Source organism: Cryobacterium sp. Hh38, assembly GCF_004403235.1.
In the GTDB taxonomy this organism is placed as follows: domain Bacteria; phylum Actinomycetota; class Actinomycetes; order Actinomycetales; family Microbacteriaceae; genus Cryobacterium; species Cryobacterium levicorallinum.
The window spans coordinates 14027-37006 of the sequence record NZ_SOHD01000008.1 but is presented as its reverse complement, the minus strand read 5'-3'; the positions used below and the strand labels follow the sequence as shown (position 1 = coordinate 37006).

Sequence of the window (22980 nt, the reverse complement as noted above, 5' to 3'; positions counted from 1 at the left end):
TGAAAGCGGGCCCACGATTGATCATGGGCCCGCTTTCCGGGCCCGGGCCCGGTCGATAAGAAGAGGCTAGCGAGCGGCTAGCTCCTCGGCCACCAGGAAGGCAAGCTCGAGCGACTGCATGTGGTTCAGGCGCGGGTCGCAGAGCGACTCATAGCGGGTCGCCAGAGCGGCCTCATCGATGTGCTCGGAGCCGCCGAGGCACTCGGTGACGTCGTCGCCGGTGAGTTCGACGTGGATTCCACCGGGGTGGGTTCCGACGGCGCGGTGGGCCTCGAAGAAGCCCTTGACTTCGTCGACGACATCGTCGAACCGACGCGTCTTGTAGCCGGTCGGGGTGGTGACACCGTTGCCGTGCATCGGGTCGGTCACCCAGAGCGGCGTCGCCTCGCTCGCCTTGATCGCCTCAAGCAGCGGCGGTAGGGCATCGCGCACCTTGCCGGCCCCCATGCGAGTGATGAAGGTGAGGCGGCCAGGCTCCCGGTTCGGGTCGAGCTTGTCGACCAGGCGCAGCATGTCGTCGGCCGACGTGGTCGGGCCGAGCTTGACCCCGATCGGGTTGCGCACCCGGGAGAGGAAGTCGACGTGGGCGCCGTCGAGATCGCGGGTGCGTTCCCCGATCCAGATGAAGTGGGCCGAGGTGTTGTATGGCGTGCCGGTGCGGGAGTCGATGCGCGTCATCGGGCGCTCGTAGTCCATCAACAGGCCTTCGTGGCTGGTGTAGAACTCGGTGCGCCGCATGGCTTCGAAGTCGGCGCCACAGGCGATCATGAATTTAATTGCGCGGTCGATGTCCTTGGCCAGGCCCTCGTAGCGCTGGTTGGCCGGGTTCTTGGCGAAGCCCTGGTTCCAGCTGTGCACCTGCCGTAGATCGGCGAAGCCACCCTGGGTGAATGCGCGAATGAGATTGAGAGTGGATGCTGCCGTGTGGTACGCCTTGACGAGCCGGTCGGGGTCGGCTTCGCGCGATTCGGGGGTGAACGGGTAGCCGTTGACGATGTCACCGCGGTAGGCGGGCAGGGTCACGTCACCGCGGGTTTCGAAGTCGCTCGAGCGCGGCTTGGCGAACTGGCCAGCCATCCGCCCCATCTTGATCACGGGCATCGATGCGCCGTAGGTGAGTACGACCGCCATCTGCAGCACGGTCTTCACCCGATTCCGGATCTGGTCGGCGGTGGCGCCGCTGAACGTTTCGGCACAGTCGCCGCCCTGCAGCAAAAATCCCTGCCCGCCGGCGGCCTGCGCGAGCCGGTCACGCAAAATGTCGACCTCACCGGCAAAGACCAGCGGCGGTTGGGTCGCCAATTCGGCGGATGCCGCGGCCACCTTGTCGGCGTCCGGCCAAGTCGGCTGCTGCTTGATCGGTAGGGTGCGCCAGTGGTCGAGACCCGTGATGACAGAGGCTTCTGCGGCAACAATGGGCTCGGTGGGGTCTACCACGGGATAGTTCCTGTTTTCTCTGCTGGACCGGTAACGCGCGCCGGCTACGAAATGGATGAGGTGCTGCAACGCGCACGGCGCAGACAGCACTTCTGGCAGCCTATCGCGAAAGACTGGCCCGCTTCTCTTTGACGGAGGATGCGTAGACGTCCACGTACTCCTGCGTGCTCAGCTGCCGCAGCTCGTACATGAGCTCATCGGTGACGCTGCGCAGCACGAACCGGTCGCCCTCCATGCCCTCGAACCGAGAAAAATCGAGCGGTTTGCCGATCACGATTCCGATTCGGCGCACCCGGGGAATACGAGTTCCGGTGGGCATGGCCTTCTCGGTGTCGATCATGGCGACCGGAATGACCGTGACGCCCGACTCGAGCACCATGCGTGCCACACCGGTGCGTCCCCGATACAGGCGGGCGTCCGGGCTGCGGGTGCCCTCTGGGTAGATGCCGAGAATTCGGCCATCCCGCAGGACACGCAAGCCGGTATTGAGCGAATCTTCGGAGGCCTTGCCGCCGGAGCGGTCAATCGGCAGCTGCCCGGCCGCGGTCAAAAACTGCCGCGTTGCCCAGCCCTTGAGCCCCTTGCCGGTGAAATAGTCGCTTTTGGCCAGGAAAGCCACGCGGCGCGGCACGACGAGCGGCAGAAAAACCGAGTCGATAAACGACAGGTGGTTGCTGGCCAGAATGACCGGGCCGGTCTTCGGAATGTGGTCCAGACCGATGATCCAGGGGCGAAACAGCGAGAGCAGCAGCGGGCCGATGACGATGTTCTTCATGATCCAATAGAACATTCGCACTCCTTCATCCTGCTGGGAAAGCTTAGTCCGCCTGCGCTATCCAAGCGGATGCCGCGCGCGGCCAGACCAGACCGGTCACCGCCGCGGTCTTCCACACCCGCGCGCCAGGCCTGCTGAGCGCCCGCTCGACGCCCACTCAGCGCACGGCGTGCAGTCGGGCTAGGTCTGCCGCACCGACGACGCCGGCGTCGTTGACGAGCTGGGCGATGGCGAACTCGGCCTCCGGGTGATACCCGCGGGCCGGAAGGTGTTCGAGGTAGGCCGCCCGGATCGGCTCGAGGAGCAGCTCGCCGGCGGCGGCGACTCCCCCGCCGAACACGAAGACCTGCGGGTCGAGCACAGCGCCCAGACTCGCACAGCCTTGCCCGAGCGCGCCGCCGAGCTGGCGCAGCGCAGCGAGGGCTCCACCGTCGCCGTCCTGAATTAGCCGTCCGACCTCTTTGCCGGTAAGTTTGCCGCGCCGCTCGCGGGCAGCAGCCAAACCGAGGCCGATGCCGCCGGCATCCGCAAAATCATTGGCGATGCGCAGCAGTGCCCGGCCGGAGCCGTACTGCTCGAGGCAACCGTGAGCGCCACAGCCGCAGGCCAAACCGTCGGGAACGACGCGTAGGTGGCCGAGTTCAGCGCCCGCGCCGAATCCACCGCGAAACAGTGCGTTGTTGGTCACGATCGCACCGCCCACCCCTGTGCCGATCGTGAGGGTGACCATGTCGGTGTAGGCGCGTCCGGCGCCGAAGCGAAATTCGGCCCAGCCGGCGGCATTGGCGTCGTTCTCGATGATGATGGGCAGGTCCAGGCGCGCCTCGAGCTTGTCGCGGAACGGTTCGTTACGCCAACTGATGTTCGGCGCGTAATACACGGTCGACTGGGCAGAATCGATGAACCCGGCCGCTGCAACACCGGCAGCGACGATGTTCTCGCCCTCGGACAGGCTCTGAATCATGGCCACGACGGCGTCTTCAATTTCGCGCGGGTTGCCGGGGGTGGTCGGCGTGCGCTCAGAGCGGATGATCGTGCCCGCTTCGTCGACGAGCGCTCCGGCGATCTTGGTGCCCCCGATATCGATACCTATGGCGTGCACGGGGCACCTTTCGTTTGGGGCATTCGGGAAGCGGTGCCTGTCAGCCGGGCGGCTGTGCAGGACACCCTCTAGAGTGTAGTAAACCAGTTTGCCGCTGGACGAAACACCCGCTCACCCTAAGAATTCTTAGGCGCTGGGCAGTTGGCACGTTCAGCCGGTACCAAAGGAGTTGCCGTGAAACAGTTTGATATGCCCGCCGTTGTTCCCGCCGATCCTGGCGCCAACATCACCGACCTCCTGATGGACCGCCTCGCTGCGACTCCAGACCTCGTTCTGTTCTCTCTGCCGCGAAACGGCCAGTGGCTTCCCGTCACCACGAAGGAATTCCACGCCCAGGTCGTCGCGCTGGCCAAGGGCCTCGTCGCCGCCGGCATTGAGCCAGGTGACAAGATTGGATTGATCTGCAAGACGCGCTACGAGTGGACCCTGATCGACTTCGCGGTCTGGTTTGCCGGGGCGATTCTGGTTCCGGTCTACGAGACCAGCTCCCCCAGCCAGGTGCAGTGGAACCTCAGCGACTCGGGCGCCACGTCCGTCATCGTCGAGACCGCCGATCATTTCGCCCGATTCGATGAAGTTCATCCAGAACTCGCCTCCATTGGTTCCGTGTGGCAGATCGATCTCGGGGACCTCGACAAGCTCGTAGCCGGTGGCGTTGACATCACCGACGCCGAAATCGAACGCCGCCGCAACCTCGCTGTCGGCGATGACATGGCCACCCTGATCTACACGTCCGGCTCGACCGGCAAGCCCAAGGGCTGCGTGCTCACCCACGCGAACTTCCTCGAGACCAGCCGCAATGCAGCGGTCGCACTCAAAGAGGTGTTGGTGCACCCGGAGGGCGCCTCAACCCTCCTCTTCATCACGACCGCCCACGTCTTCGCGCGCTTCATTTCGGTGCTGTGCGTGCACGCCGGGGTGCGCGTGGGGCACCAGGCCGACACCAAAACCCTCCTGGCAGCGCTGGGCAGCTTTCAACCGACCTTTCTGCTCGCCGTGCCGCGGGTGTTTGAAAAGGTCTACAACTCGGCCCAGCAGAAGGCCGTGGCCGGTGGCAAAGGCAAGATCTTCGATTCCGCAGCCCACGTCGCGGTCGAGCATTCCAAGCTCGTACAGGCGGGAACGTCGATTCCGCTCGGCATGAAGATCAAGTTCGCCCTGTTCGACAAGCTGGTCTACAGCAAGCTGCGCGCTGCCATGGGCGGAAAGGTCGTCTGGGCGGTCTCCGGCTCGGCCCCGCTCGGCGCCCACCTCGGCCACTTCTTCAAGAGCCTCGGCATCGTCATTCTCGAGGGTTACGGCCTGACCGAAACGACCGCCCCCGCCAACGTTGGCCTGGCCACTCAGGCCAAAATCGGCACGGTCGGACCGCCCCTGCCCGGCGTTTCAGTGCGCGTCATGGACGACGGTGAGATCGAAGTCAAGGGCGTCAACGTCTTCAAGGAATACTGGAAGAACCCGCAGGCCACGGCAGACACCTTCGACGACGGCTGGCTCAAAACGGGCGACATCGGCGACTTCGACGCCGACGGCTTTCTCACCATAACCGGGCGCAAGAAGGAGATCATCGTCACGGCCGGCGGCAAGAACGTCGCTCCGGCCGCCCTCGAAGACCCGATCCGGGCGAACCCGTTGGTCGGACAGGTGATCGTCGTCGGTGACCAGAAGCCCTTCATCGGAGCGCTCATCACCCTCGACCCCGACATGCTGCCGGTCTGGCTGAACAACCATCAAGAGGATGCCGGAATGACGCTGGAACAGGCATCCGTCAATAAAACCGTGCTCGCCGAAATTCAGCGCGCGGTCGACCATGCCAATGAGGGTGTGTCGCGGGCGGAATCGATTCGCAAGTTCACGCTGCTTTCGGTCGAGCTCACCGAGGACAGCGGGCACCTGACGCCGAAGATGAGCATCAAACGCAACATCATTCTGCGCGACTTCGCTCAGGAGATCGACACGATGTATTCGAACGCGCCGGTGACTGAAGGGATTTCGCTGCGGGAGTAGGGCGAGCTTGGGCCCGGTCCGCGTGGGTCGGGCTCAGTGCGGTTTCTGGCGGGTCGGGCCCGGGAAAGCCCTCCGCTCCTCGCTCAAACCTTGAACTCGCAACCCCGCCGAACATTTCCCCGTTCCCTCATGTCACGCGGCATGAGGCTTCGCCCATGCCGGGTCAGCGCCGAGCGTTCACGCTCCGGTCAGTACGCGGGGGTGCGGGGCTAGAACCAGCTGGACTCGCGGATTTCCCTCATCGCGGCTCGCCGGTTTTCCTTGTCGAGACGGTCGATGTAGAGAAAGCCATCGAGGTGATCGGTCTCGTGCTGCAGCGCCTGGGCCATAATTCCGGTGCCGGAGAGCTCGACCGGGTTATTGTCGAGGTCGATTCCGGTCACCCGGGCGAAGGGGTAGCGCTTGGTGGGGTACCAGAGGCCCGGAACGGACAGGCAGCCCTCGTCCACCAAGTCGGGTTCGCCGGAGAGTTCGACGACGGTGGGGTTGAGGATGTAGCCGATGTCGCCGTCGACGTTGTAGCTGAAGGCGCGCAGGTTGACACCGATCTGGGAGGCGGCGACGCCCGCCCGGCCGGGTAGGCGCACGCTGTCGACCAGGTCGCGCACGAGGCCGCGAACGCGGTCGTCGATTCCGTCGATGGGGTCGGAGACGGTCTTCAGCACCGGATCCCCGAAGAGACGGATCTGACGTTCGGGCACGGGGACACTCCTCGGGGTGAGCGGATGAGGCAGATTGAGCAGGAGGGCACGACTGGTTCAAGCGGATTCAGCGTATCCCCTGGGCGGGTCGGGTTAGGCGCTGCGGTCGGCAGGGAGACCCTCGACGACGAGCTCCGCCAGGGTGCGCGCAGCCAGCCGAGTGATCGGCCTGAGGTCCTTGTAGGACACGACGCTGCCGGCGGCGAGCTGGGGGTCATAGGGAATGCGCACGATTTCTCGCACCCGCGAGCGGAAGTGCGACTCGATCTCTTCGAGGCGCACCAGGTTGGTGCCCTGCGTGGCCGTGTTGAGCGCGACGATCGCGTTGCGTACGAGGTCGCCGTAGCCGTTCGCTTCGAGCCAGGTCAGGGTCTCGGAGGCCAAACGCGCCTCGTCGACGCTCCCTCCAGAGACGATGACGATTGAGTCGGCCCGCTGTAAGGTGGCGCGCATGACCGAGTGCACAATGCCGGTGCCGCAGTCGGTGAGGGCGATCGAGTAGTAACGCGCGGCCAGGTCGGCGACGACGTTGTAGTCGTTCTCATCGAAGGCTTCGGAGAGCAGCGGGTCGGTGTCCGAAGCAAGAATGTCGAGGCGGGTTTCATCGCGCGAGACGAGCGTGGAGAAATCGGTGAAGTTGCCGATCGATGCGGCCTTCGAGACGACATCGCGCACGGTCGAGCGGGTCTGCTTGCTCACGCGTTCGGAGAGCGTTCCGCGGTCGGGGTTGGCGTCGATCGCGATGATGCGGTCGTCTCGAGCGTCGGCCAGCGCCATGCCGAGCAGCGTCGTGACGGTGGTCTTGCCGACGCCGCCCTTGCGGGTGAGGATCGGCACGAACCGGGTGCCGCCTTCGAACTTGCGACGAATGCGCTCATCCATCTCCTTGTAGGCGCGCACCTTGGGCGAGTCGCCGAGATTGACCAGGTGCAGCGAGAGCGCGTAGATGAATTCCGGCCAGGCGCCCTGCGGCGCCTTGCGGGTCTTGCGGTTCACAGTGAGCAGGCGATCCGAGGTCAGCATGGCCGCCGACTCGGGGGCTGAGCTGTTTTCGGAGCGGATGCGATCGCGCCGAACCGACGCTGCGGCATCCGTTCTGGAAAGCGATTCGATGGCGGAACTGGCGCCAGCCGCCCTGGCCGGGGCCGGCGTGTTGATTTCGACGGTGTGGGTGGCCGGGGTCGGCAGGGCGCGGGTGTTTTCGACGGAGGTGCTCAGTCCCCCCGCGGCGACGGCCCGCCGCGGAGCGGCGGGCACGTCGATGGGAACGCTCAAACTCTCGGGCAGGGAGGCTGCGAGGTTGTCGATCGTGTGCGGTGGCAGCTCGCTGTGGTACTCCGCACCGCGGTCATCGGTACCGCGATGCTCGTCCCGGGTTCGTTTGGCGGTGGCCGACACGGGGCGCGTGGGCGCGCTCTGGTCGTCAGTACGTTTGTCTGGCACGGCACATCCTCAACTGATCGATAACGGCCCTAATCTTAGCGTGGACGCACCACCACGAGCAGATCGCCGGCATCGACCTGCTGGGTGAGCGGGATGGCGACCCGCTCGATGGTTCCGGCGATCGGCGAGGTGATCGCGGCTTCCATTTTCATGGCTTCGATCGACGCGACGCTCTGGCCGGCTTCGACCTGGGCGCCTTCTTCGATCTGCAGGGTGACCACGCCGGAGAAGGGCGCGGCGATCTGGCCGGGCTGGTTGGCATCCGCTTTCTCAGCGATTTTAGTCTGCACCGTAATGCTGGTGTCGCGCACGAAGACGGGGCGCAGCTGGCCGTTGAGGATGGTCATGACGGTGCGCATGCCCTTCTCGTCGGCTTCACCGATGGCTTCGAGGCCGACGTAGAGGCGAACGCCCTTTTCAATCTCGACGGCGTGTTCCTGGCCCTGATGCAGGCCGTAGAGGTAATCGAGCGTGTCGATGACCGAGAGGTCACCGTAGGTCTCCTTGACCTGTTCGAACTGGCGGGTCGGCGCCGGGAACAGCAGTTGGTTGAGCATCGAGCGACGTTCGGCGCTCGTGGCTTCGAGCGCGGCGCGCTCCCCCGCGGTGATCTCGGTGACGCCGACGCGCACGTTGCGTCCAGCGAGCACCTTGGTACGGAAGGGCTCCGGCCAGCCGCCGGGCAGCTCGCCGAGTTCGCCGGCCATGAATCCGATCACGGAGTCCGGCACGTCGTACTTGTCCGGGTTTTGCTCGAAGTCGGCCGGGTCGGCCTTCACCGCGGCGAGGTAGAGGGCGAGGTCACCGACGACCTTCGACGACGGGGTGACCTTGGGCACCCGGCCGAGGATGGTGTTCGCGGCGGTGTACATGTCTTCGATCAGTTCGAAGTGGTCGGCCAGGCCGAGGGCAACGGCCTGGGTGCGCAGGTTCGACAGCTGCCCGCCCGGAATTTCATGCGAGTATACCCGGCCGGTCGGGGCGGACAGGCCCGATTCGAACGGGCGGTACAGGGTGCGCACGGCTTCCCAGTACGGCTCGAGGTCGGTCGTGGCCTTGAGCGAAATGCCGGTGTCGCGTTCGGTATGGGCGAGGGCGGCGACGAGAGAGGATGCCGACGGCTGGCTGGTCGTGCCGGCCATCGGAGCGGATGCCACGTCCACGGCGTCCGCACCCGCTCGCGCCGCGGCGAGCAGCGTCGCGAGCTGGCCGCCCGGGGTGTCATGGGTGTGCACGTGCACGGGCAGGTCGAACCGTTCACGGAACGCGCTAACGAGCTTCTCGGCGGCGCTCGGACGGAGCAGCCCGGCCATGTCCTTGATGCCGATCACGTGCGCGCCGCTGGCGACGATCTGCTCGGCCAGGCGCAGGTAGTAGTCGAGGGTGTAGAGATTCTCGGCCGGGTCGAGCAGATCGCCGGTGTAGCAGACGGCGACCTCGGCCAGGGCGGTACCGGTGTTCAGCACAGCGTCGATCGCCGGACGCATCTGCGACACGTCGTTGAGGGCGTCGAAGATGCGGAAGATGTCCACACCGGTGGCGGTGGCCTCCCGCACGAACGCGTCGGTCACCTCCGTCGGATACGGGGTGTAGCCGACGGTGTTGCGGCCGCGCAGAAGCATCTGCAGGTTAATGTTCGGCAGGGCTTCGCGCAGGCTCGCAAGGCGTTCCCACGGGTCCTCGCCAAGAAAACGCAGTGCCACGTCGTAGGTGGCACCGCCCCACGCTTCGACCGACAGCAACTGCGGCGTCAGCCGGGCCACATACGGGGCGACAGCGACGAGGTCCTTGGTGCGCACCCGCGTCGCGAGCAGCGACTGGTGGGCATCCCGGAACGTCGTGTCGGTGACAGCGAGTGCAGTCTGGCCACGCAGGTCGGCGGCGAACTTGGTTGGGCCGAGCAGCTGCAGCTTCTGGCGTGAGCCGTCCGGGGCCGGCTGCGTGATGTCGAGCTGTGGCAGTTTGTCGCGCGGGTGCACCGTGGTGGGCGGCGCGCCGTTGGGTTGATTGACGGTGACGTCGGCCAGCCAATTGAGAATCTTGGTGCCGCGGTCCTTGGACTCCCGGCCGCGCAGCAGCTCCGGACGCTCGTCGATGAACGAGGTGCTCAGGTCACCGGCGGCGAAGTCGGGGTCGTCGAGCACGGCCTGCAGGAACGAAATATTGGTGGAGACGCCCCGAATGCGGAACTCCGCGAGCGCGCGCTTGGACCGCACGACGGCGGCGGCGTAGTCGCGGCCGCGGCAGGTGAGCTTGGCGAGCATCGAGTCGAAGTGTGGGCTGATCTGGGCGCCCGGGTTGATCGTGCCACCGTCCAAGCGGATGCCGGCGCCACCGGGAGAGCGATAGGTGGTGATCTTGCCGGTGTCGGGTCGGAACCCGGCGGCGGGGTCTTCGGTGGTGATGCGGCACTGCAGGGCGGCACCGCGCAGACGGATCTCGCCCTGGGTCAGGCCGATCTCTTCGAGGGTCTCCCCCGCCGCGATGCGGATCTGCGCCTGCACCAGGTCAACATCGGTGACCTCCTCGGTGACGGTGTGTTCCACCTGGATGCGCGGGTTCATCTCGATGAACACGTGCTGCCCAGCGCGTTCGCCGACGGTGTCGAGCAGAAACTCGACCGTGCCGGCGTTGACGTAGCCGATCGAGCGGGCGAACTTGATCGCGTCGGCGTAGAGCTGCACCCGAATCTCATCGCTCAGGTTCGGCGCCGGAGCGATCTCGATGACCTTCTGGTGCCGACGCTGCACCGAGCAGTCGCGTTCGAACAGGTGCACCGTCTCGCCGGACGCATCCGCCAAAATCTGCACCTCGATGTGCCGGGGCCGAAGCACCGCAGCTTCAAGGAACATCGTGGCGTCGCCGAAAGCGCTGTTGGCCTCACGCATGGCCTCTTCGAGCGCTCCACGCAGCTCGCTCTTCTTAGCAACGCGACGCATGCCACGCCCGCCACCACCGGCGACGGCCTTGGCGAAGATGGGAAAACCGATCTCGTCGGCCTGGCTGATCAGCAGCTCAACATCGGTCGACGGCTGCGTCGACTTCAGCACGGGAACGCCGGCCGCTATGGCGTGCTCCTTCGCGGTGACCTTGTTGCCGGCCATTTCGAGCACGTCGGCGCCCGGGCCGATGAACGTAATGCCGGCAGCGGCGGCCGCATCGGCCAGCTCGGGGTTCTCCGACAGAAAACCGTAGCCGGGGTAGATGGCGTCGGCGCCGCATTCCTTCGCCACGCGGATGATTTCACTCACGTCGAGATACGCGCGAACCGGATGCCCGGCCTCGCCGATCTGATACGCCTCATCCGCTTTTAAGCGGTGCAAAGAATTCCGATCCTCAAACGGAAACACAGCCACGGTCTTGGCTCCGAGCTCGTACGCCGCGCGCATGGCACGGATCGCAATCTCTCCGCGGTTGGCAACAAGGATTTTCTCAAACATGCAAGCCTTTCGAGGGCAGCCGGGCGCACAGCTAACGGTTAGGTTCTCTAACACTAGTGAAGGTAACCTTGCTACTCATGCACGTACTCAGCGTTAGCTCCCTCAAAGGAGGCGTAGGAAAGACCACGGTGACCCTTGGTCTGGCTTCTGCAGCCTTCGCCCGCGGCGTGCGGACACTGGTCGTAGATCTCGATCCGCAGTCCGATGTTTCCACCGGAATGGACATTCAGGTTGCCGGTCACCTCAATGTCGCCGATGTGCTCAGCTCGCCGAAGGAAAAAACCGTTCGGGCCGCCATTGCGCCCAGCGGTTGGACGCGGAATCGCCCAGGCACGATTGACATCATGATCGGCAGCCCCTCGGCCATCAATTTCGACGGGCCGCACCCGAGCATCCGTGATATCTGGAAACTCGAGGAAGCACTCTCGACGATCGAGAAGGACTATGAGCTCGTACTCATCGACTGTGCGCCCTCGCTCAACGCTCTCACGCGCACAGCGTGGGCTGCGAGCGACCGGGTTGCGGTTGTGACCGAGCCCGGCCTGTTCTCGGTCGCAGCGGCCGACCGGGCGCTGCGCGCGATCGAAGAAATTCGCCGTGGGCTGAGTCCGCGGCTGCAGCCGCTCGGAATCATCGTGAACCGGGCCCGCACGGCGTCGCTCGAGCACCAGTTCCGGATCAAGGAGCTGCGCGACATGTTCGGGCCGCTCGTGCTCAGCCCGCAGCTGCCCGAGCGCACCTCGCTGCAGCAGGCGCAGGGGGCTGCGAAGCCGCTGCACATCTGGCCGGGTGACAGTGCCCTCGAAATGGCCGGCTACTTCGACCAGCTGCTCGACCGGGTGCTGCGCACGGCGCGCATCGGCGAGTACGCCGAGGTTCCCGCGCACTAGTTCGAAACTCGGCTCCTGCGAGGTCGCTGAGTTCGAACCGCGGCTTTTTGGATTTACAAGATTTTGGGTGGGCGATGCGGGTGCAGTCATCTGCTGATCGGCTCAGACATCGCCGTTGCTCCGGTGGAATCCGAAACGGCGAAACTCGCACCCCGCAGACAACCGCCCCCCGCATCGACTTCGGGATGGGCGCGCCCGACGCGGGTCACGGCTGCTTCGCAGCGTGACCAAGTACTTCGACTGCAGGCTTGCCCTACCGGCCTGACCGACCCGTCAGTGCCTGCGCTCGTCCCCATCCGCTGATCGAGCTCGAAATCACCATCGACCGACCCGACCGTGTCTGCGGGTTTGTGGGTGGGCGCTCGCGGAGGGCGCTGCTAGGAGATTTTGCGGGTTGTGCGACGGGCTGCCAACTCGTCGGCGGGGTCGACGGGCTGCATGTCGAGCTCGACCAGGCTGGTCTCGACCTCACGCAGCACCTTGCCAACGGCGATGCCGAAGACGCCCTGGCCACGGCTGACCAGATCGATGACCTCGTCGTTGGAGGTGCAGAGGTAGACACTCGCGCCATCGCTCATGAGAGTGGTCTGGGCGAGATCGCTGATTCCCGATTCGCGCAGCTGGTTGACCGCGGTGCGAATCTGCTGCAGTGAGATTCCGGTGTCGAGCAGGCGTTTGACGAGTTTGAGCACGAGGATGTCTCGAAAGCCGTAGAGGCGCTGGGAGCCGGATCCGGCCGCCCCACGCACAGTGGGCTCGACCAAGCCGGTGCGGGCCCAGTAGTCGAGCTGGCGATAGCTGATACCAGCGGCACGCGCAGCGACAGCGCCGCGGTAGCCGGAGTTCTCATCGAGCTCGGGCATGCCATCGGTGAACAGCAGTCCTAACGAGTAACGCGAAGCGTCAGCGTCAGGCTTGAGCTCACTCATATGGGTTGCCTCTCGGGGGTTTACGTGGTGCGGTGATTCAGCTGGCGGTGGCGCCCTGATTCACTGTGGTGTGGAACTGGTGCAAAAGATACGTGGTGCAAAAGGATTAATGAGAAAACTAGTGCTGAAGGTTTGCGCCTTGCAGCTGGTGATGCGACGACGTCCTGCTGTGGATCGATCTAGCTACGGTACCGAGGTCGGGTGCCTAAGTGCCTGACATTCGCGCCAACGGTTTGGCGTGTCGGCGCCAGGCACCGACTAAGACACCCGTTGCGACGGCGTCACCCGACTTCACGACGGTTTGTGCTTGAATCAGTCTACGACCTACTTGGTCAGTCGACCCAGAGCTGAGCGAATCAGGCTGCCCCGAATCACTTCGAGCTGACCGGCGATTTCTACCGCCATTTCGGCAGCCTTTGCCCGGCTCGAGGCGTCTTTACGCCGAGCCAGGGGCACCAGGGCACTCTCAATCAGACCCAGCTCACGTTCAGCGGCCCCACGGAAGCCACGCAGGTGGCGCGGTTCGATGCCGCTGCGCTGCAGCTCCACGAGGGCACGCAGCACGTTCAGTGCCCCATCGCCGTAGTAATCCGCGGGCAGGATGATCGACGCCGAAACGGCATCGTGCAGCAGGGTCGCCGATGCTCCCGCTTCGCGCAGGAGGTCTTCCCGGGAGAGCCGTCGTACGGTGCCGAGCATCGACGACCCCGGGGTCGTTCCGCCCGGCAGCACCGGAGAGAGACCGGCGTCCAGATCGTCCAAATAAGAACGGATAACTTTCAACGGCAGGTAGTGATCGCGCTGCATCGACAAAATCAGCCGTAACCGATCCACGTCGCCCGTACAGAACTTGCGATAGCCCGATTCAGTGCGAGCCGGCGAGACCAGACCCTGCTCCTCGAGAAAACGCAGCTTGGACGGGGTGAGATCAGCGAATTCCGGCGTGAGGCGTGCCAGAACCTGGCCAATGCTCAGCAACGGCGCCGAGCCCGGGGACTGGGCCTTCGCCGCCGACACGGGCCGGGCCTGAGCGGCGCTTGCCGCCACTATTCGCTCGCCGCGTGGGCGAGGTCAAGGCGGGAGGCGTAGAAGGTCAGGCGGAATTTACCGACCTGCACCTCCGTACCGTCGGTGAGGCGCGCGGTTTCGATGCGCTCCCCCTCGTAGTACGTGCCGTTGAGCGAGCCGAGGTCTTTGACGGTGAACGCGGTGCCGTTGCGCAGAAATTCGGCGTGACGGCGGGACACGGTGACATCGTCGAGAAAGATGTCCGCGTTGGGGTGCCGGCCGACACTCGTGAGATCGGCGTCCAGCAGAAAGCGGGCGCCGGCATTGGGGCCACGCCGCACCACCATGAGCGCAGAGCCCGACGGCAACGCTGCGATCGACTCCTGTTCCTCTGCGGTCACGTTGGAGTCGATCGACGCGATCTGGACGGCGAACTCCTGGCTGAAGTTCATGGTCGTATCGGTGCTGAGCATGTCGTGCACCGTCGTCGCTTCGCCGGACACGGCGTCGATGGGCACTGAGCCGGTGGGCACTGAGCCGTTGGACGACACCGCGTTGGACGATGCTGGGGTGGACTGCGCCTTGCTGGGCATTGCTTCGCCTGTCGTCGGGTTCTCTGGCTGATCTGCGGGCACGTGCTCGTTCTGCTCCTCGGAATTATTCCTACCGGAAAGATCGACCATCATGCACCTCCTATCGCTCCAGCGTATCGGAAGATACACCCTCGGAGACCCTCGGTAGTCGAATCACTCGCATCGCTTCAATGGCGTAGATAATGCCGGCCCACCAGTATAGAAAAGCGCCCCAGATTCCGAAGGCCCACCCCACCGGCTGCGACCACCATTCCAGCTGCGGAAATGCCTGCCCCAGCATGAGCATCGGCAGGGCGTAGAACAGGCAGAAGGTAGCGGCCTTGCCCAGTTGGTGCACCGGGAGCGGTCCGAAACCGAAGTTCGCGAGGACGATTCCCAGAGCCAGCAGAAACAAATCGCGCCCCACCACGACGAGCACGATCCACCACGGTACGAGGTCGCGCCAGGCCAGGCCGATCAGCGCAGCGAAGATATAGAGGCGATCGGCGGCCGGATCCAATAACTGACCGAGGCGGGTGATCTGGTTCCAACGGCGGGCCAGAAAGCCATCCAGCCAGTCCGTGAAACTGGAGATGCTGAGCACGACGAGCGCCCAGGCATCCTCCCCCAGAGCCAGCAGCACCAGGAACACCGGCACGAGCAGGAGACGCAGAAAACTCAGCATGTTGGGCAGGTTGAATACCCGATCGCTCACCGTGGCGTTCACTGGGCCTGTCACATACGCATTCTATCGAGCGCCCGACCGGAACCGCACGGCAATGCGCTCCACGCCCGGCGGTTCGGTCAGCCCAGTCTCGCCTGCAGCGCCGGCCAACTGGCAGCGAAACCGGGATGCAGCGCGAGCAGGTCCACCCCGTCGGCGGGCACCCACCGCAGGGCAATGCTCTCCAGATCGCTGATGACCGGCTCGAACACCTCGGTGGCCTCGACAACGACGGTCGTGTACGACCAGAATCCCAGCTCGAATCGCGACGTGAATTTCAAAGTCACGAGGTGGGCCGGGACGCCCGCTTCTTCCCGCGCTTCGCGCAGCGCCGCGTCGAACGCGGTTTCGTTCTCGTGACGGGCGCCACCGGGTAGTCCCCAGGTATCACCAAAATGGCTCCATACCGCGCGATGCTGCAGCAACACCCCACGGTCGGGATGATGCACGAGCAGACCGGCCGCCCCGAATCGGCCCCAATATTTGCGGCCGTCCGGACTGTAAACCCAGGCGTCGCCGCTATCTCGATCCACGCCAGGACGAGGCACACCGGCCGCAGCCGCACCAGACACGCTAGAACCGTCAGTCATGCTCTAAGCATGCCCGTCTGCGACCCCAAAAAGAATTCAGGCGGCCGGCGAATTGCCGCAATCGGTGGATTTTCGGTCCCTAGAGCGACATGATGGCGTGCATCGGGGCTGTGCCCAGACGTTCGCGACCGTGCAGATCGGTCAGTTCGAGCACGACGCCGACACCGGAGACGGTGTAGCCGGCCCGTTCGATCAGCCGGCTCGTGGCAGCGATGGTGCCACCCGTTGCCAACACGTCGTCGAGAATCAAGACGCGGGTACCTGCGGGCAGCTGGCCGACCTCGAGTTCCAGGCGTGCCGAGCCGTACTCAAGGTCATATTCTTCGGTCAGCACAGTGCCGGGCAGTTTGCCGCCCTTGCGCACGGCCAGAACGGATGCCTGCGCTGCGTACCCGACGGCGGCCGCCAGCAGAAAGCCGCGCGCCTCGATGCCGGCCACGGCATCGAACTGGCCGCGGTGCTGGTCGGCCAGGTCATCGACGATCGCGCGGAAGGCGAGGGCATCGGCGAAGACCGGGTTCAGATCGCGGAACACGATGCCGGGCTGGGGAAAATCGGGGTAGGAGGCCAGAAGTGCTTCGACGTGGCTGGCGGCGGAGGACGGCGAAGTGGGAGCAGAGAGTTGAGTCACTGATTCATCTTAAGCTGCGTTGCCCGCAACCGTATGCGGGAAGAATGGCCAGGGTCAGGATTCCGAGCGCTCCGGAGCCAGCTCATCGGCCGGTACCTTCGGAGCGTGCGGCACCGTAGCTATCGCGCACATCGAATCAAGAAAATGCACGACAGCGATCTGCTGGTCGCCGGTGAGCTCGAGGACGACCCGCATCATCTGCTCGTGAGTGGCAGCAAGCGAGTCGCGCATCTCGTCGTGCGACGACTGCGTGGCGAACAGCCGCTGCGCGCGCCCGTCTGCCGGGTTAACCTCGCGGCGAATATGACCGGATGCCGACAATCTCGCGAGAAGTTTTGCCGTGGCCGCCGAGGAGATGTTCAAGAATTCGCTGAGATCCTTCGGGCTGGCGACCCGGTCCTGCCGCTCGCAGGCGATGAGATGACGCAGCGCCATCAGATCGGTCTCGTTGACGTTCATCTCGGCCTGCGCACGATGACGCATGGCGGCATCGGCTACGCGAAAGCGACGCACGGCACGCAAGACCTCGATGGCGAAAGAAACACCATGTTTCTCAGGGTCATACCAGTACGCCCCCTGTTGCAGGGGGTTACGCTCATCTTGGATCATATGACCATGCTAACGTGAAGAGTCGCTAACCTGGTTAGTTATTCGTGTACTGATCGGGTTGACCTAAAAAGGAGATTACGTGCACACCGCCAACGCGCTGTATGAACACGAAATTCTGCTGGTTGATGATCACACGCACGACGGAGCAGCACCCCAGCCCAACGGGTCGCCGCCAACACTGCCGGCACAAGTACAGCACGTGGACCGTGTTCATGCTTGACACGGTTCCGGCCGGAGTAGAAATCGAGCTGGCTCGATTCTTCGCTGCCGCACGGCTGCGGGCGAGCGACTACGGCGAGCACTACGTCGCCCTCTGGGATTCCCTGGCCCAGGCCAGCAGTGGCGGCAAGCGCGTGCGCCCCGCCCTGGTCCTGGCAGCGTATGCCGGTTTCGGCGGGCGCGATCAGGGCCTCGTCGCTCCGGTCGCAGTGAGCTTCGAGCTGCTGCACACGGCCTTCCTCATCCATGACGACGTCATCGACCGCGATCTGACCCGCCGCGGAGTGGCCAACATTGCCGGTCGCTTCAGTGACCGCGCGCTCGCCCACGGTGCAGCAGCCGACCAAGCCGGGGTTTGGGCTGCGGCGGCGGCAATCCTCGCGGGCGATCTCGCCCTGAGTGAGGCACACCGCGCGCTGGCGAAACTACCGGTCGATGTGCCCACCCGGCTGCGCCTGCTCGACCTGCTCGACCGGGCGGTTTTCGTCTCGGCAGCCGGGGAGCTGGCCGACGTCACCAACAGTTCGGCGCGGCATCCGCTCACGGTGGCCGAGGTCATCACCACCCTCGAGAATAAGACCGCCGTGTATTCCTTCGAAGCCCCATTGCAGGCCGGAGCGGTACTGGCCGGGGCCGGGGCCGATGCGATTAGCGTTCTCGGCCGCTACGGACGGCTCGTTGGAGTGGCGTTCCAACTGACCGATGACCTGCTCGGCGTCTTCGGCGATCCACTGAAAACCGGCAAGAGCGTGACGGCCGACCTGCGCGAGGGAAAGCAGACCGCCCTGATCGCCCACGCCGGCAGCACCGCCAGCTGGTCACTGATCGCTCCCTATCTCGGCAAGGTCGACCTGAATGACGACGAAGCGGAACGCGCCAGGGAATACCTGCGCGCGTGCGGAGCGAAGGAAGCGGCCGAAGGCCTGGCCTACGACCACTCCCGACTGGCGGTGGAGGCCCTCGACCCGGCGATCATTCCGGCGGAACTGCGCGCCAGCCTGATTGAACTCGCCGAAGCCGCCGTGAATCGGTCACGCTGATGGGCCCGTTTCGGGCCGCGGTTCAAACCGGCAGCACGACCACCAACCTGAACAAGTACGCCGAGACGGCCCGGGCGAGCTCGACGACCGTCATCGGGCACTATTCCACCTCGTTCGGACTGGCCACCCGGCTGCTCGACGCCCAGGTGCGCACGCCGGTGCGCACCATCTATGCCCTCGTGCGCATCGCCGACGAGATCGTGGACGGCGCCGCCGCCGAGGCCGGTGTCTCCATCGAGGAACAGCGGCACCTGCTCGACGAGCTCGAACTCGAGACCGAGCGGGCGATCGTACGCGGCTACAGTACGAACCTGGTAGTGCACGCCTTTGCTGCAACGGCCCGCCAGACGGGCATCGACTCCAGTCTGATCGCCCCATTCTTTGCGTCGATGCGCCGGGACCTCGACCCGGAACCATTCACCGCCGAGGGCGTCGCCGAATATATTTACGGCTCGGCCGAGGTGATCGGGCTCATGTGCCTACGCTGCTTTCTGCAGCACTCACCCCGCACCGCCGCCGAAGTCAGTGTGCTCGAAGACGGTGCCCGCCACCTGGGCGCGGCCTTTCAGAAGATCAATTTTCTGCGCGACCTGTCCTGCGATCGTGAGGTGCTCGGCCGCAACTACTTTCCGGGAATCGACCCGCTGAACCTCAGCGACCCGCAGAAAAATGCGATCCTCGAAGACATTGATGCCGACCTCGAGATCGCCAGCGCCGTGCTGCCCCTGCTGCCCGCCAGCTGCCGCCGGGCCGTGGCCGCAGCGCAGGGCCTGTTCACCCGCCTGTCGAATCGACTACGGTCGACACCGGCCGATCGATTACTGCGCTCCCGCGTTCGGGTGCCGGATGGAGAAAAATTCGTGATTGCTCTGACCGCTACCTTCGGACCCGGCGCGTGGAAGCGATGACCGGCCCAGGAACCACCGGCACCGGACGTATCCGCACGATCGTGATCGGCGGCGGTATCGCCGGCCTCGCGAGTGCAGCCCTGCTCGCCCGCGAGGGCCATGAGGTGACCCTGCTCGAGGCCCGTTCCGAGCTCGGCGGGCGGGCCGGCGTGTGGAACACCGGCGGCTTTCGCTTCGACACCGGCCCATCGTGGTATCTCATGCCCGAGGTATTCGAGCACTTCTACCGCCTGCTCGGCACCTCCGCAGCCGAACAACTCGACCTCGTCAAGCTGGACCCGGGCTATCGGGTGCACTTTGAAGGGGACAAGGCCCCGGTGGATATTCTCGCTGACCGGGCCGCCAACATCCGCTTATTTGAGCAGCTGCAGCCGGGGGCCGGGGCGGCGCTTCGCCGTTATCTCGACTCGGCCGCCGAGACCTACGACCTGGCCGTGCAGCGTTTTCTGTACTCCAGCTACGAATCGTTTTGCCCGTTTTTAGTGCCCGACGTGCTGCGGCGGCTCGGACGGCTGGCCCGTCTGCTGCTGCAACCACTGGACAAGTTCGTGGCCGGCTTTGTCAGCGACCCCCGACTGCGGCAGATCCTCGGCTACCCGGCGGTCTTTCTCGGGTCGGCGCCGAACCTGACGCCGTCGATGTACCACCTCATGAGCCATCTCGATCTGGCCGACGGCGTGCTTTACCCGCAGGGCGGTTTCGGAACCCTGATCGACAGCATCTCCGCCCTCGCTCGCGCCGAGGGTGTGCAGCTTGTCACCGGCGCACGGGTCACCGCGATTCGGGTCAGCGATCAGAAGGCCATCGCCGGGGTGAGCTACCTGGACGCCGAAGACCAGCTGCAGTATCTGCACGCCGACACGGTCGTGTCGTCGGCGGACCTGCACCACACGGAGACCGAGCTGGTGCCGGCCGAACTGCAAACCTATCCCCAGCGCTGGTGGGACAAGCGCGTCTCGGGCCCCGGGGCCGTGCTGGTCATGCTCGGCGTGACCGGGGAAATCTCCCAGCTGCAGCACCACTCACTGTTCTTCACCACGGACTGGGGTAAGAACTTTGGGCAGATTTTCGGCAAGCGCCCCTCGGTGCCGTCACCGGCCTCGCTCTACGTCTGCATGCCGAGCGCCACGGATAAGTCGGTGGCGCCGGCTGGAAGCAGCAACCTGTTCGTGCTGGTGCCGGTGCCGCCCGACGTGACCCTTGGCCACGGTGGTGTCAACGGTGCCGGCTCGCGGACGATCGAGCTGATCGCGGATGCCGCCATCGAGCAGGTCTCCCGCTGGGCCGGTATCCCCGACTTGGCCGACCGGATCGTGGTGCGCCGCACCGTCGGTCCGGCCGACTTCGCCGCTGACCTGAACAGTTGGAAGGGCGGCGCCCTCGGCCCCGCGCACACCCTGCGGCAGAGCGCCTTTCTGCGCGGTTCGAACATGTCGAAGAAAATCTCGGGACTGTACTACGCCGGCGGTACAACCATTCCCGGTATTGGGCTGCCTATGTGCCTGATCAGCGCCGAGATTTTGCTTAAGCGGATGCGCCACGACACGACCACGGGACCGCTCGCCGAACCGTTGCCCGCACGTCCGACTCACTTGAACGGGGCTGCCGGAGACCCGGTGAAGTCTGCGCCGCAGCAATCGTGACCCTGCTGTACCTGCTCACCCTGCTGGTCTCGCTCGGCGGCATGGTCGTTCTGGACTGGCGCTTTGGTCTGTTCTTCTGGCACTCGCCGGTTCGAGCCGCGCTCGTGGTCGGCATCGGCGTGCTGTTCTTTCTGACCTGGGACCTGTTCGGAATCGGCCTGGGCATCTTCTACCGCGGGGAAACCACCCTGATGACCGGGCTGCAGCTGGCGCCGGAGCTACCGCTCGAGGAGCTCGTCTTTCTCACCTTTCTCTGCTATCTCACCATGATCCTGGTACGGGGGGCCCAGCTCGTGCTGCACCGGCAAACCCGAGCATGACCTATCTCATCCTGAATACGATCTTTCTGGCCGTGGCCGCCACGATTGCCACGATGGCGCTCGCGCGCCAGTTGATTTCCCGCCGATTCGTGGTGTCCGTCACGCTGGCCCTCGCCTTGACCCTGCTACTCACGGCCGTTTTCGATAACCTGATGATCGGGGCTGGACTGTTCAGCTACGACCCGGCGCATATTTCGGGTCTGTTCGTCGGTCTCGCTCCGATCGAAGATTTTGCCTACCCACTCGCCGCGGCGATTCTGCTGCCCGCACTGTGGGTTCTCCTGGGCCGTACCAAGATAGGACGAACGGATGACTGAGCAGCTCGGCACGGTGTCATGGAAGACCCGCCAGGTGGTGCTGTCGTCCCGGCCCCTCAGCTGGATCAATACGGCTTTTCCCTTCGCCGCGGCCTATGTCGTGACCACCGGACGCATCGATGCACTGCTGATCGTTGGCACCCTGTTCTTTCTCATTCCGTACAACCTGCTGATGTACGGCATCAACGATGTCTTCGACTACGAGTCCGATCTGCGCAATCCTCGGAAGGGCGGCGCGGAGGGGGCTCTGCTGCATCCCGCTCTGCACCACCTGGTGATCGGCGCCGGCGTCGTGAACGTGGGGCTTGTGGGGGCGGCGATGCTGGTGCTGGCGGGGGCGGAGCATCCGTTGTCATGGGTCGTCCTGGCTGGGAGCCTGTTCGCCGTCGTCGCCTACTCGGTGCGCGGACTGCGGTTCAAGGAACGTCCCATTCTGGACTCGATCACCTCGAGCACGCACTTCGTTAGCCCGGCCGCCTACGGCCTCGTCGTGGCCGGCGCCACGATCACCCCTGGACTGCTGGCCCTGCTCGCGGCGTTTTTTCTATGGGGCATGGCCAGCCATGCCTTCGGCGCCGTGCAGGACGTTGAACCCGATCGCCACGCCGGAATCGCGTCGATCGCGACGGCGCTCGGCGCCTGGCCGACGGTGCGCCTCGCGATCACCTTCTGGGCCCTGGCCGGCCTGCTCATGATGTTCACACCGTGGCCCGGGCCGCTGGCCGCTCTGCTCGTCGTGCCGTATATTCTCGCGGTTCGGCCGTTTTGGACGGTCAGCGATGCCGAGTCGGGCCGCGCAAACCGAGGCTGGAAGCGCTTTCTCCGGCTCAATTTTCTGAGCGGATTTCTCGTGACCCTGCTGCTGCTCTACTCCATCCGTCTGGCCGCGTGACGCAGGCCGAGGCCAGCTAGAGTCGTGTGATGGAGCTTACTTCTGCCCGGGTCGACAGCTGGAGCTGGGGCGTTCGCCTGTTCAAGACGCGGTCCATGGCCACGACCGCCTGCCGCGCTGGGCACGTCAAGGTCAACGGTGACAAGGCCAAGGCCGCGCAGGCGCTGCATATCGGCGACGAGGTACGCGTGCGCACGGCCGGATTCGACCGGGTGCTGATCGTGTCGCGCCTCGTGGTCAAGCGGGTCGGGGCCTCGCTCGCCGCCGAGTGTTACGTCGACCACACTCCCCCACCGCCGCCGCGCGAGGAGGTCGCGCTGGTGCCGATGCGAGAGCGCGGCGCCGGGCGGCCGACCAAGCGCGAGCGCCGGGAAATCGACGAGCTGCGCGGGCACATCACCGAGTGACCCGCAGGGGCGACGGCTATGGCTGCGCGGGCGGCTGGGCTGCCACGGGTACTGCGGCCGCTGCTGGCACGGCCGGGGATTGCGGCGGCTTGGGCCGCGCCTCGGCCTGGGACTGATGTGACTGCGCCGATTGCAGGGCAGCGAGCATGCCGAGCGACCGTTTAATGCGGGCTTCGGCGTTCTCGTCGACGTGGCTCGCCGCCATGTTGGCCTCGATGACCGCGCGCAGCACCTCGTCACGCTGAATCTTCACCCCGCGCGGGGCGTCGATTCCGATGCGCACGCTGTCTCCGCGCGCGTCGAGCACGGTGACGACGATGTCGTCACCGATGAGGATTTTCTCCCCGGGTTTGCGTGTCAGGACCAGCATTGTTCC

General features: G+C 65.1%; 23 protein-coding genes. 9 read left to right on the top strand and 14 right to left on the bottom strand.

The window, feature by feature from the left end; all coding sequences use genetic code 11:
- Positions 1 to 66: 66 nt before the first annotated feature.
- The 3 genes from E3T41_RS03560 to E3T41_RS03550 all read right to left on the bottom strand — a co-directional run bounded on the left by E3T41_RS03560 (position 67) and on the right by E3T41_RS03550 (position 3314).
- The gene (locus tag E3T41_RS03560; RefSeq protein ID WP_092450563.1) at positions 67 to 1437 is read right to left on the bottom strand and encodes a class II 3-deoxy-7-phosphoheptulonate synthase; all 1371 of its coding nucleotides are present in this window, start codon (positions 1435 to 1437) and stop codon (positions 67 to 69) included.
- A gap of 100 nt (positions 1438 to 1537) precedes the next feature.
- Positions 1538 to 2227 carry a 1-acyl-sn-glycerol-3-phosphate acyltransferase gene (locus tag E3T41_RS03555; protein WP_092450565.1) on the bottom strand — a complete coding sequence of 230 codons (690 nt, stop codon included), beginning with the start codon at positions 2225 to 2227 and terminating at the stop codon, positions 1538 to 1540.
- Between the two features lie 142 nt (positions 2228 to 2369).
- Complete coding sequence (locus tag E3T41_RS03550; protein ID WP_092450567.1) at positions 2370 to 3314, bottom strand: ROK family glucokinase; 945 nt, start codon at positions 3312 to 3314, stop codon at positions 2370 to 2372.
- 174 nt (positions 3315 to 3488) lie between these two features.
- Between E3T41_RS03550 and E3T41_RS03545 the strand changes: the two genes are divergently transcribed.
- A complete protein-coding gene (locus E3T41_RS03545; protein WP_092450569.1) occupies positions 3489 to 5321 on the top strand; it encodes a long-chain fatty acid--CoA ligase in 1833 nt (610 codons plus the stop codon).
- Positions 5322 to 5530: 209 nt separating this feature from the next.
- Here the strand turns inward: E3T41_RS03545 and E3T41_RS03540 are convergent, their stop codons facing one another.
- The 3 genes from E3T41_RS03540 to E3T41_RS03530 form a co-directional block, all read right to left on the bottom strand.
- Complete coding sequence (locus E3T41_RS03540) at positions 5531 to 6022, bottom strand: peptide deformylase (RefSeq protein ID WP_092450571.1); 492 nt, start codon at positions 6020 to 6022, stop codon at positions 5531 to 5533.
- Between the two features lie 93 nt (positions 6023 to 6115).
- Positions 6116 to 7465 carry a MinD/ParA family protein gene (locus E3T41_RS03535; RefSeq protein ID WP_241991015.1) on the bottom strand — a complete coding sequence of 450 codons (1350 nt, stop codon included), beginning with the start codon at positions 7463 to 7465 and terminating at the stop codon, positions 6116 to 6118.
- Between the two features lie 35 nt (positions 7466 to 7500).
- Complete coding sequence (locus E3T41_RS03530; RefSeq protein ID WP_104132866.1) at positions 7501 to 10905, bottom strand: pyruvate carboxylase; 3405 nt, start codon at positions 10903 to 10905, stop codon at positions 7501 to 7503.
- Between the two features lie 77 nt (positions 10906 to 10982).
- Between E3T41_RS03530 and E3T41_RS03525 the strand changes: the two genes are divergently transcribed.
- Positions 10983 to 11795, top strand: a complete 813-nt coding sequence (locus tag E3T41_RS03525) for a ParA family protein (protein WP_134477582.1) — start codon at positions 10983 to 10985, stop codon at positions 11793 to 11795.
- Positions 11796 to 12172: 377 nt separating this feature from the next.
- Here the strand turns inward: E3T41_RS03525 and E3T41_RS03520 are convergent, their stop codons facing one another.
- The 7 genes from E3T41_RS03520 to E3T41_RS03490 all read right to left on the bottom strand — a co-directional run bounded on the left by E3T41_RS03520 (position 12173) and on the right by E3T41_RS03490 (position 16858).
- Positions 12173 to 12724 (bottom strand): MerR family transcriptional regulator, encoded by a 552-nt coding sequence (locus E3T41_RS03520; RefSeq protein WP_092450577.1) that lies wholly within the window; start codon positions 12722 to 12724, stop codon positions 12173 to 12175.
- 324 nt (positions 12725 to 13048) lie between these two features.
- Positions 13049 to 13741 (bottom strand): MerR family transcriptional regulator, encoded by a 693-nt coding sequence (locus tag E3T41_RS03515; RefSeq protein ID WP_166791490.1) that lies wholly within the window; start codon positions 13739 to 13741, stop codon positions 13049 to 13051.
- A gap of 29 nt (positions 13742 to 13770) precedes the next feature.
- On the bottom strand, positions 13771 to 14205 hold the full coding sequence (locus E3T41_RS03510) for an FHA domain-containing protein (protein ID WP_134477580.1): 435 nt from the start codon (positions 14203 to 14205) through the stop codon (positions 13771 to 13773).
- A 220-nt stretch (positions 14206 to 14425) separates the two neighbouring features.
- On the bottom strand, positions 14426 to 15043 hold the full coding sequence (locus E3T41_RS03505; RefSeq protein ID WP_370256991.1) for a CDP-alcohol phosphatidyltransferase family protein: 618 nt from the start codon (positions 15041 to 15043) through the stop codon (positions 14426 to 14428).
- Positions 15044 to 15108: 65 nt separating this feature from the next.
- Positions 15109 to 15618, bottom strand: a complete 510-nt coding sequence (locus E3T41_RS03500) for an NUDIX domain-containing protein (RefSeq protein ID WP_092450581.1) — start codon at positions 15616 to 15618, stop codon at positions 15109 to 15111.
- Between the two features lie 79 nt (positions 15619 to 15697).
- Positions 15698 to 16249 carry an adenine phosphoribosyltransferase gene (locus tag E3T41_RS03495; RefSeq protein WP_092450584.1) on the bottom strand — a complete coding sequence of 184 codons (552 nt, stop codon included), beginning with the start codon at positions 16247 to 16249 and terminating at the stop codon, positions 15698 to 15700.
- A 54-nt stretch (positions 16250 to 16303) separates the two neighbouring features.
- On the bottom strand, positions 16304 to 16858 hold the full coding sequence (locus E3T41_RS03490; protein ID WP_092450586.1) for a MarR family winged helix-turn-helix transcriptional regulator: 555 nt from the start codon (positions 16856 to 16858) through the stop codon (positions 16304 to 16306).
- 212 nt (positions 16859 to 17070) lie between these two features.
- Between E3T41_RS03490 and E3T41_RS03485 the strand changes: the two genes are divergently transcribed.
- From E3T41_RS03485 to E3T41_RS03455, 7 genes are read left to right on the top strand one after another with little or no spacing between them, the layout of a single operon-like run.
- A complete protein-coding gene (locus E3T41_RS03485) occupies positions 17071 to 18117 on the top strand; it encodes a polyprenyl synthetase family protein (protein WP_158251660.1) in 1047 nt (348 codons plus the stop codon).
- Positions 18117 to 19025 (top strand): squalene/phytoene synthase family protein, encoded by a 909-nt coding sequence (locus tag E3T41_RS03480; RefSeq protein ID WP_104132868.1) that lies wholly within the window; start codon positions 18117 to 18119, stop codon positions 19023 to 19025. Before E3T41_RS03485 ends, E3T41_RS03480 begins: the two co-directional genes overlap by 1 nt.
- Positions 19022 to 20668 (top strand): phytoene desaturase family protein, encoded by a 1647-nt coding sequence (gene crtI / locus E3T41_RS03475; protein WP_134477378.1) that lies wholly within the window; start codon positions 19022 to 19024, stop codon positions 20666 to 20668. Before E3T41_RS03480 ends, crtI begins: the two co-directional genes overlap by 4 nt.
- Positions 20665 to 20988 (top strand): lycopene cyclase domain-containing protein, encoded by a 324-nt coding sequence (locus E3T41_RS03470; RefSeq protein ID WP_092450590.1) that lies wholly within the window; start codon positions 20665 to 20667, stop codon positions 20986 to 20988. The genes crtI and E3T41_RS03470 overlap by 4 nt, the downstream gene beginning before the upstream one ends.
- The gene (locus tag E3T41_RS03465; protein WP_104132870.1) at positions 20985 to 21305 is read left to right on the top strand and encodes a lycopene cyclase domain-containing protein; all 321 of its coding nucleotides are present in this window, start codon (positions 20985 to 20987) and stop codon (positions 21303 to 21305) included. Before E3T41_RS03470 ends, E3T41_RS03465 begins: the two co-directional genes overlap by 4 nt.
- Positions 21298 to 22197 (top strand): prenyltransferase, encoded by a 900-nt coding sequence (locus E3T41_RS03460; RefSeq protein ID WP_134477376.1) that lies wholly within the window; start codon positions 21298 to 21300, stop codon positions 22195 to 22197. The genes E3T41_RS03465 and E3T41_RS03460 overlap by 8 nt, the downstream gene beginning before the upstream one ends.
- 29 nt (positions 22198 to 22226) lie before the next feature.
- Entirely contained in the window at positions 22227 to 22604 is a 378-nt protein-coding gene (locus E3T41_RS03455; protein WP_134477374.1) for an RNA-binding S4 domain-containing protein, read from the top strand.
- Positions 22605 to 22620: 16 nt separating this feature from the next.
- Here the strand turns inward: E3T41_RS03455 and csrA are convergent, their stop codons facing one another.
- Entirely contained in the window at positions 22621 to 22974 is a 354-nt protein-coding gene (gene csrA, locus E3T41_RS18895; RefSeq protein WP_134477373.1) for a carbon storage regulator CsrA, read from the bottom strand.
- Between the last annotated feature and the right edge of the window lie 6 nt (positions 22975 to 22980).

Bases quoted from the DNA above. Each gene is read 5' to 3' on its own strand.
- E3T41_RS03555 (WP_092450565.1), bottom strand. From the start codon at position 2,227: ATGTTCTATTGGATCATGAAGAACATCGTCATCGGCCCGCTGCTGCTC.
- E3T41_RS03530 (WP_104132866.1), bottom strand. From the start codon at position 10,905: ATGTTTGAGAAAATCCTTGTTGCCAACCGCGGAGAGATTGCGATCCGT.
- E3T41_RS03525 (WP_134477582.1), top strand. From the start codon at position 10,983: ATGCACGTACTCAGCGTTAGCTCCCTCAAAGGAGGCGTAGGAAAGACC.
- E3T41_RS03520 (WP_092450577.1), bottom strand. From the start codon at position 12,724: ATGAGTGAGCTCAAGCCTGACGCTGACGCTTCGCGTTACTCGTTAGGA.
- E3T41_RS03510 (WP_134477580.1), bottom strand. From the start codon at position 14,205: ATGCTCAGCACCGATACGACCATGAACTTCAGCCAGGAGTTCGCCGTC.
- E3T41_RS03500 (WP_092450581.1), bottom strand. From the start codon at position 15,618: ATGACTGACGGTTCTAGCGTGTCTGGTGCGGCTGCGGCCGGTGTGCCT.
- E3T41_RS03490 (WP_092450586.1), bottom strand. From the start codon at position 16,858: ATGATCCAAGATGAGCGTAACCCCCTGCAACAGGGGGCGTACTGGTAT.
- E3T41_RS03485 (WP_158251660.1), top strand. From the start codon at position 17,071: ATGCTTGACACGGTTCCGGCCGGAGTAGAAATCGAGCTGGCTCGATTC.
- E3T41_RS03480 (WP_104132868.1), top strand. From the start codon at position 18,117: ATGGGCCCGTTTCGGGCCGCGGTTCAAACCGGCAGCACGACCACCAAC.
- crtI (WP_134477378.1), top strand. From the start codon at position 19,022: ATGACCGGCCCAGGAACCACCGGCACCGGACGTATCCGCACGATCGTG.
- E3T41_RS03465 (WP_104132870.1), top strand. From the start codon at position 20,985: ATGACCTATCTCATCCTGAATACGATCTTTCTGGCCGTGGCCGCCACG.
- E3T41_RS03460 (WP_134477376.1), top strand. From the start codon at position 21,298: ATGACTGAGCAGCTCGGCACGGTGTCATGGAAGACCCGCCAGGTGGTG.
- E3T41_RS03455 (WP_134477374.1), top strand. From the start codon at position 22,227: ATGGAGCTTACTTCTGCCCGGGTCGACAGCTGGAGCTGGGGCGTTCGC.
- csrA (WP_134477373.1), bottom strand. From the start codon at position 22,974: ATGCTGGTCCTGACACGCAAACCCGGGGAGAAAATCCTCATCGGTGAC.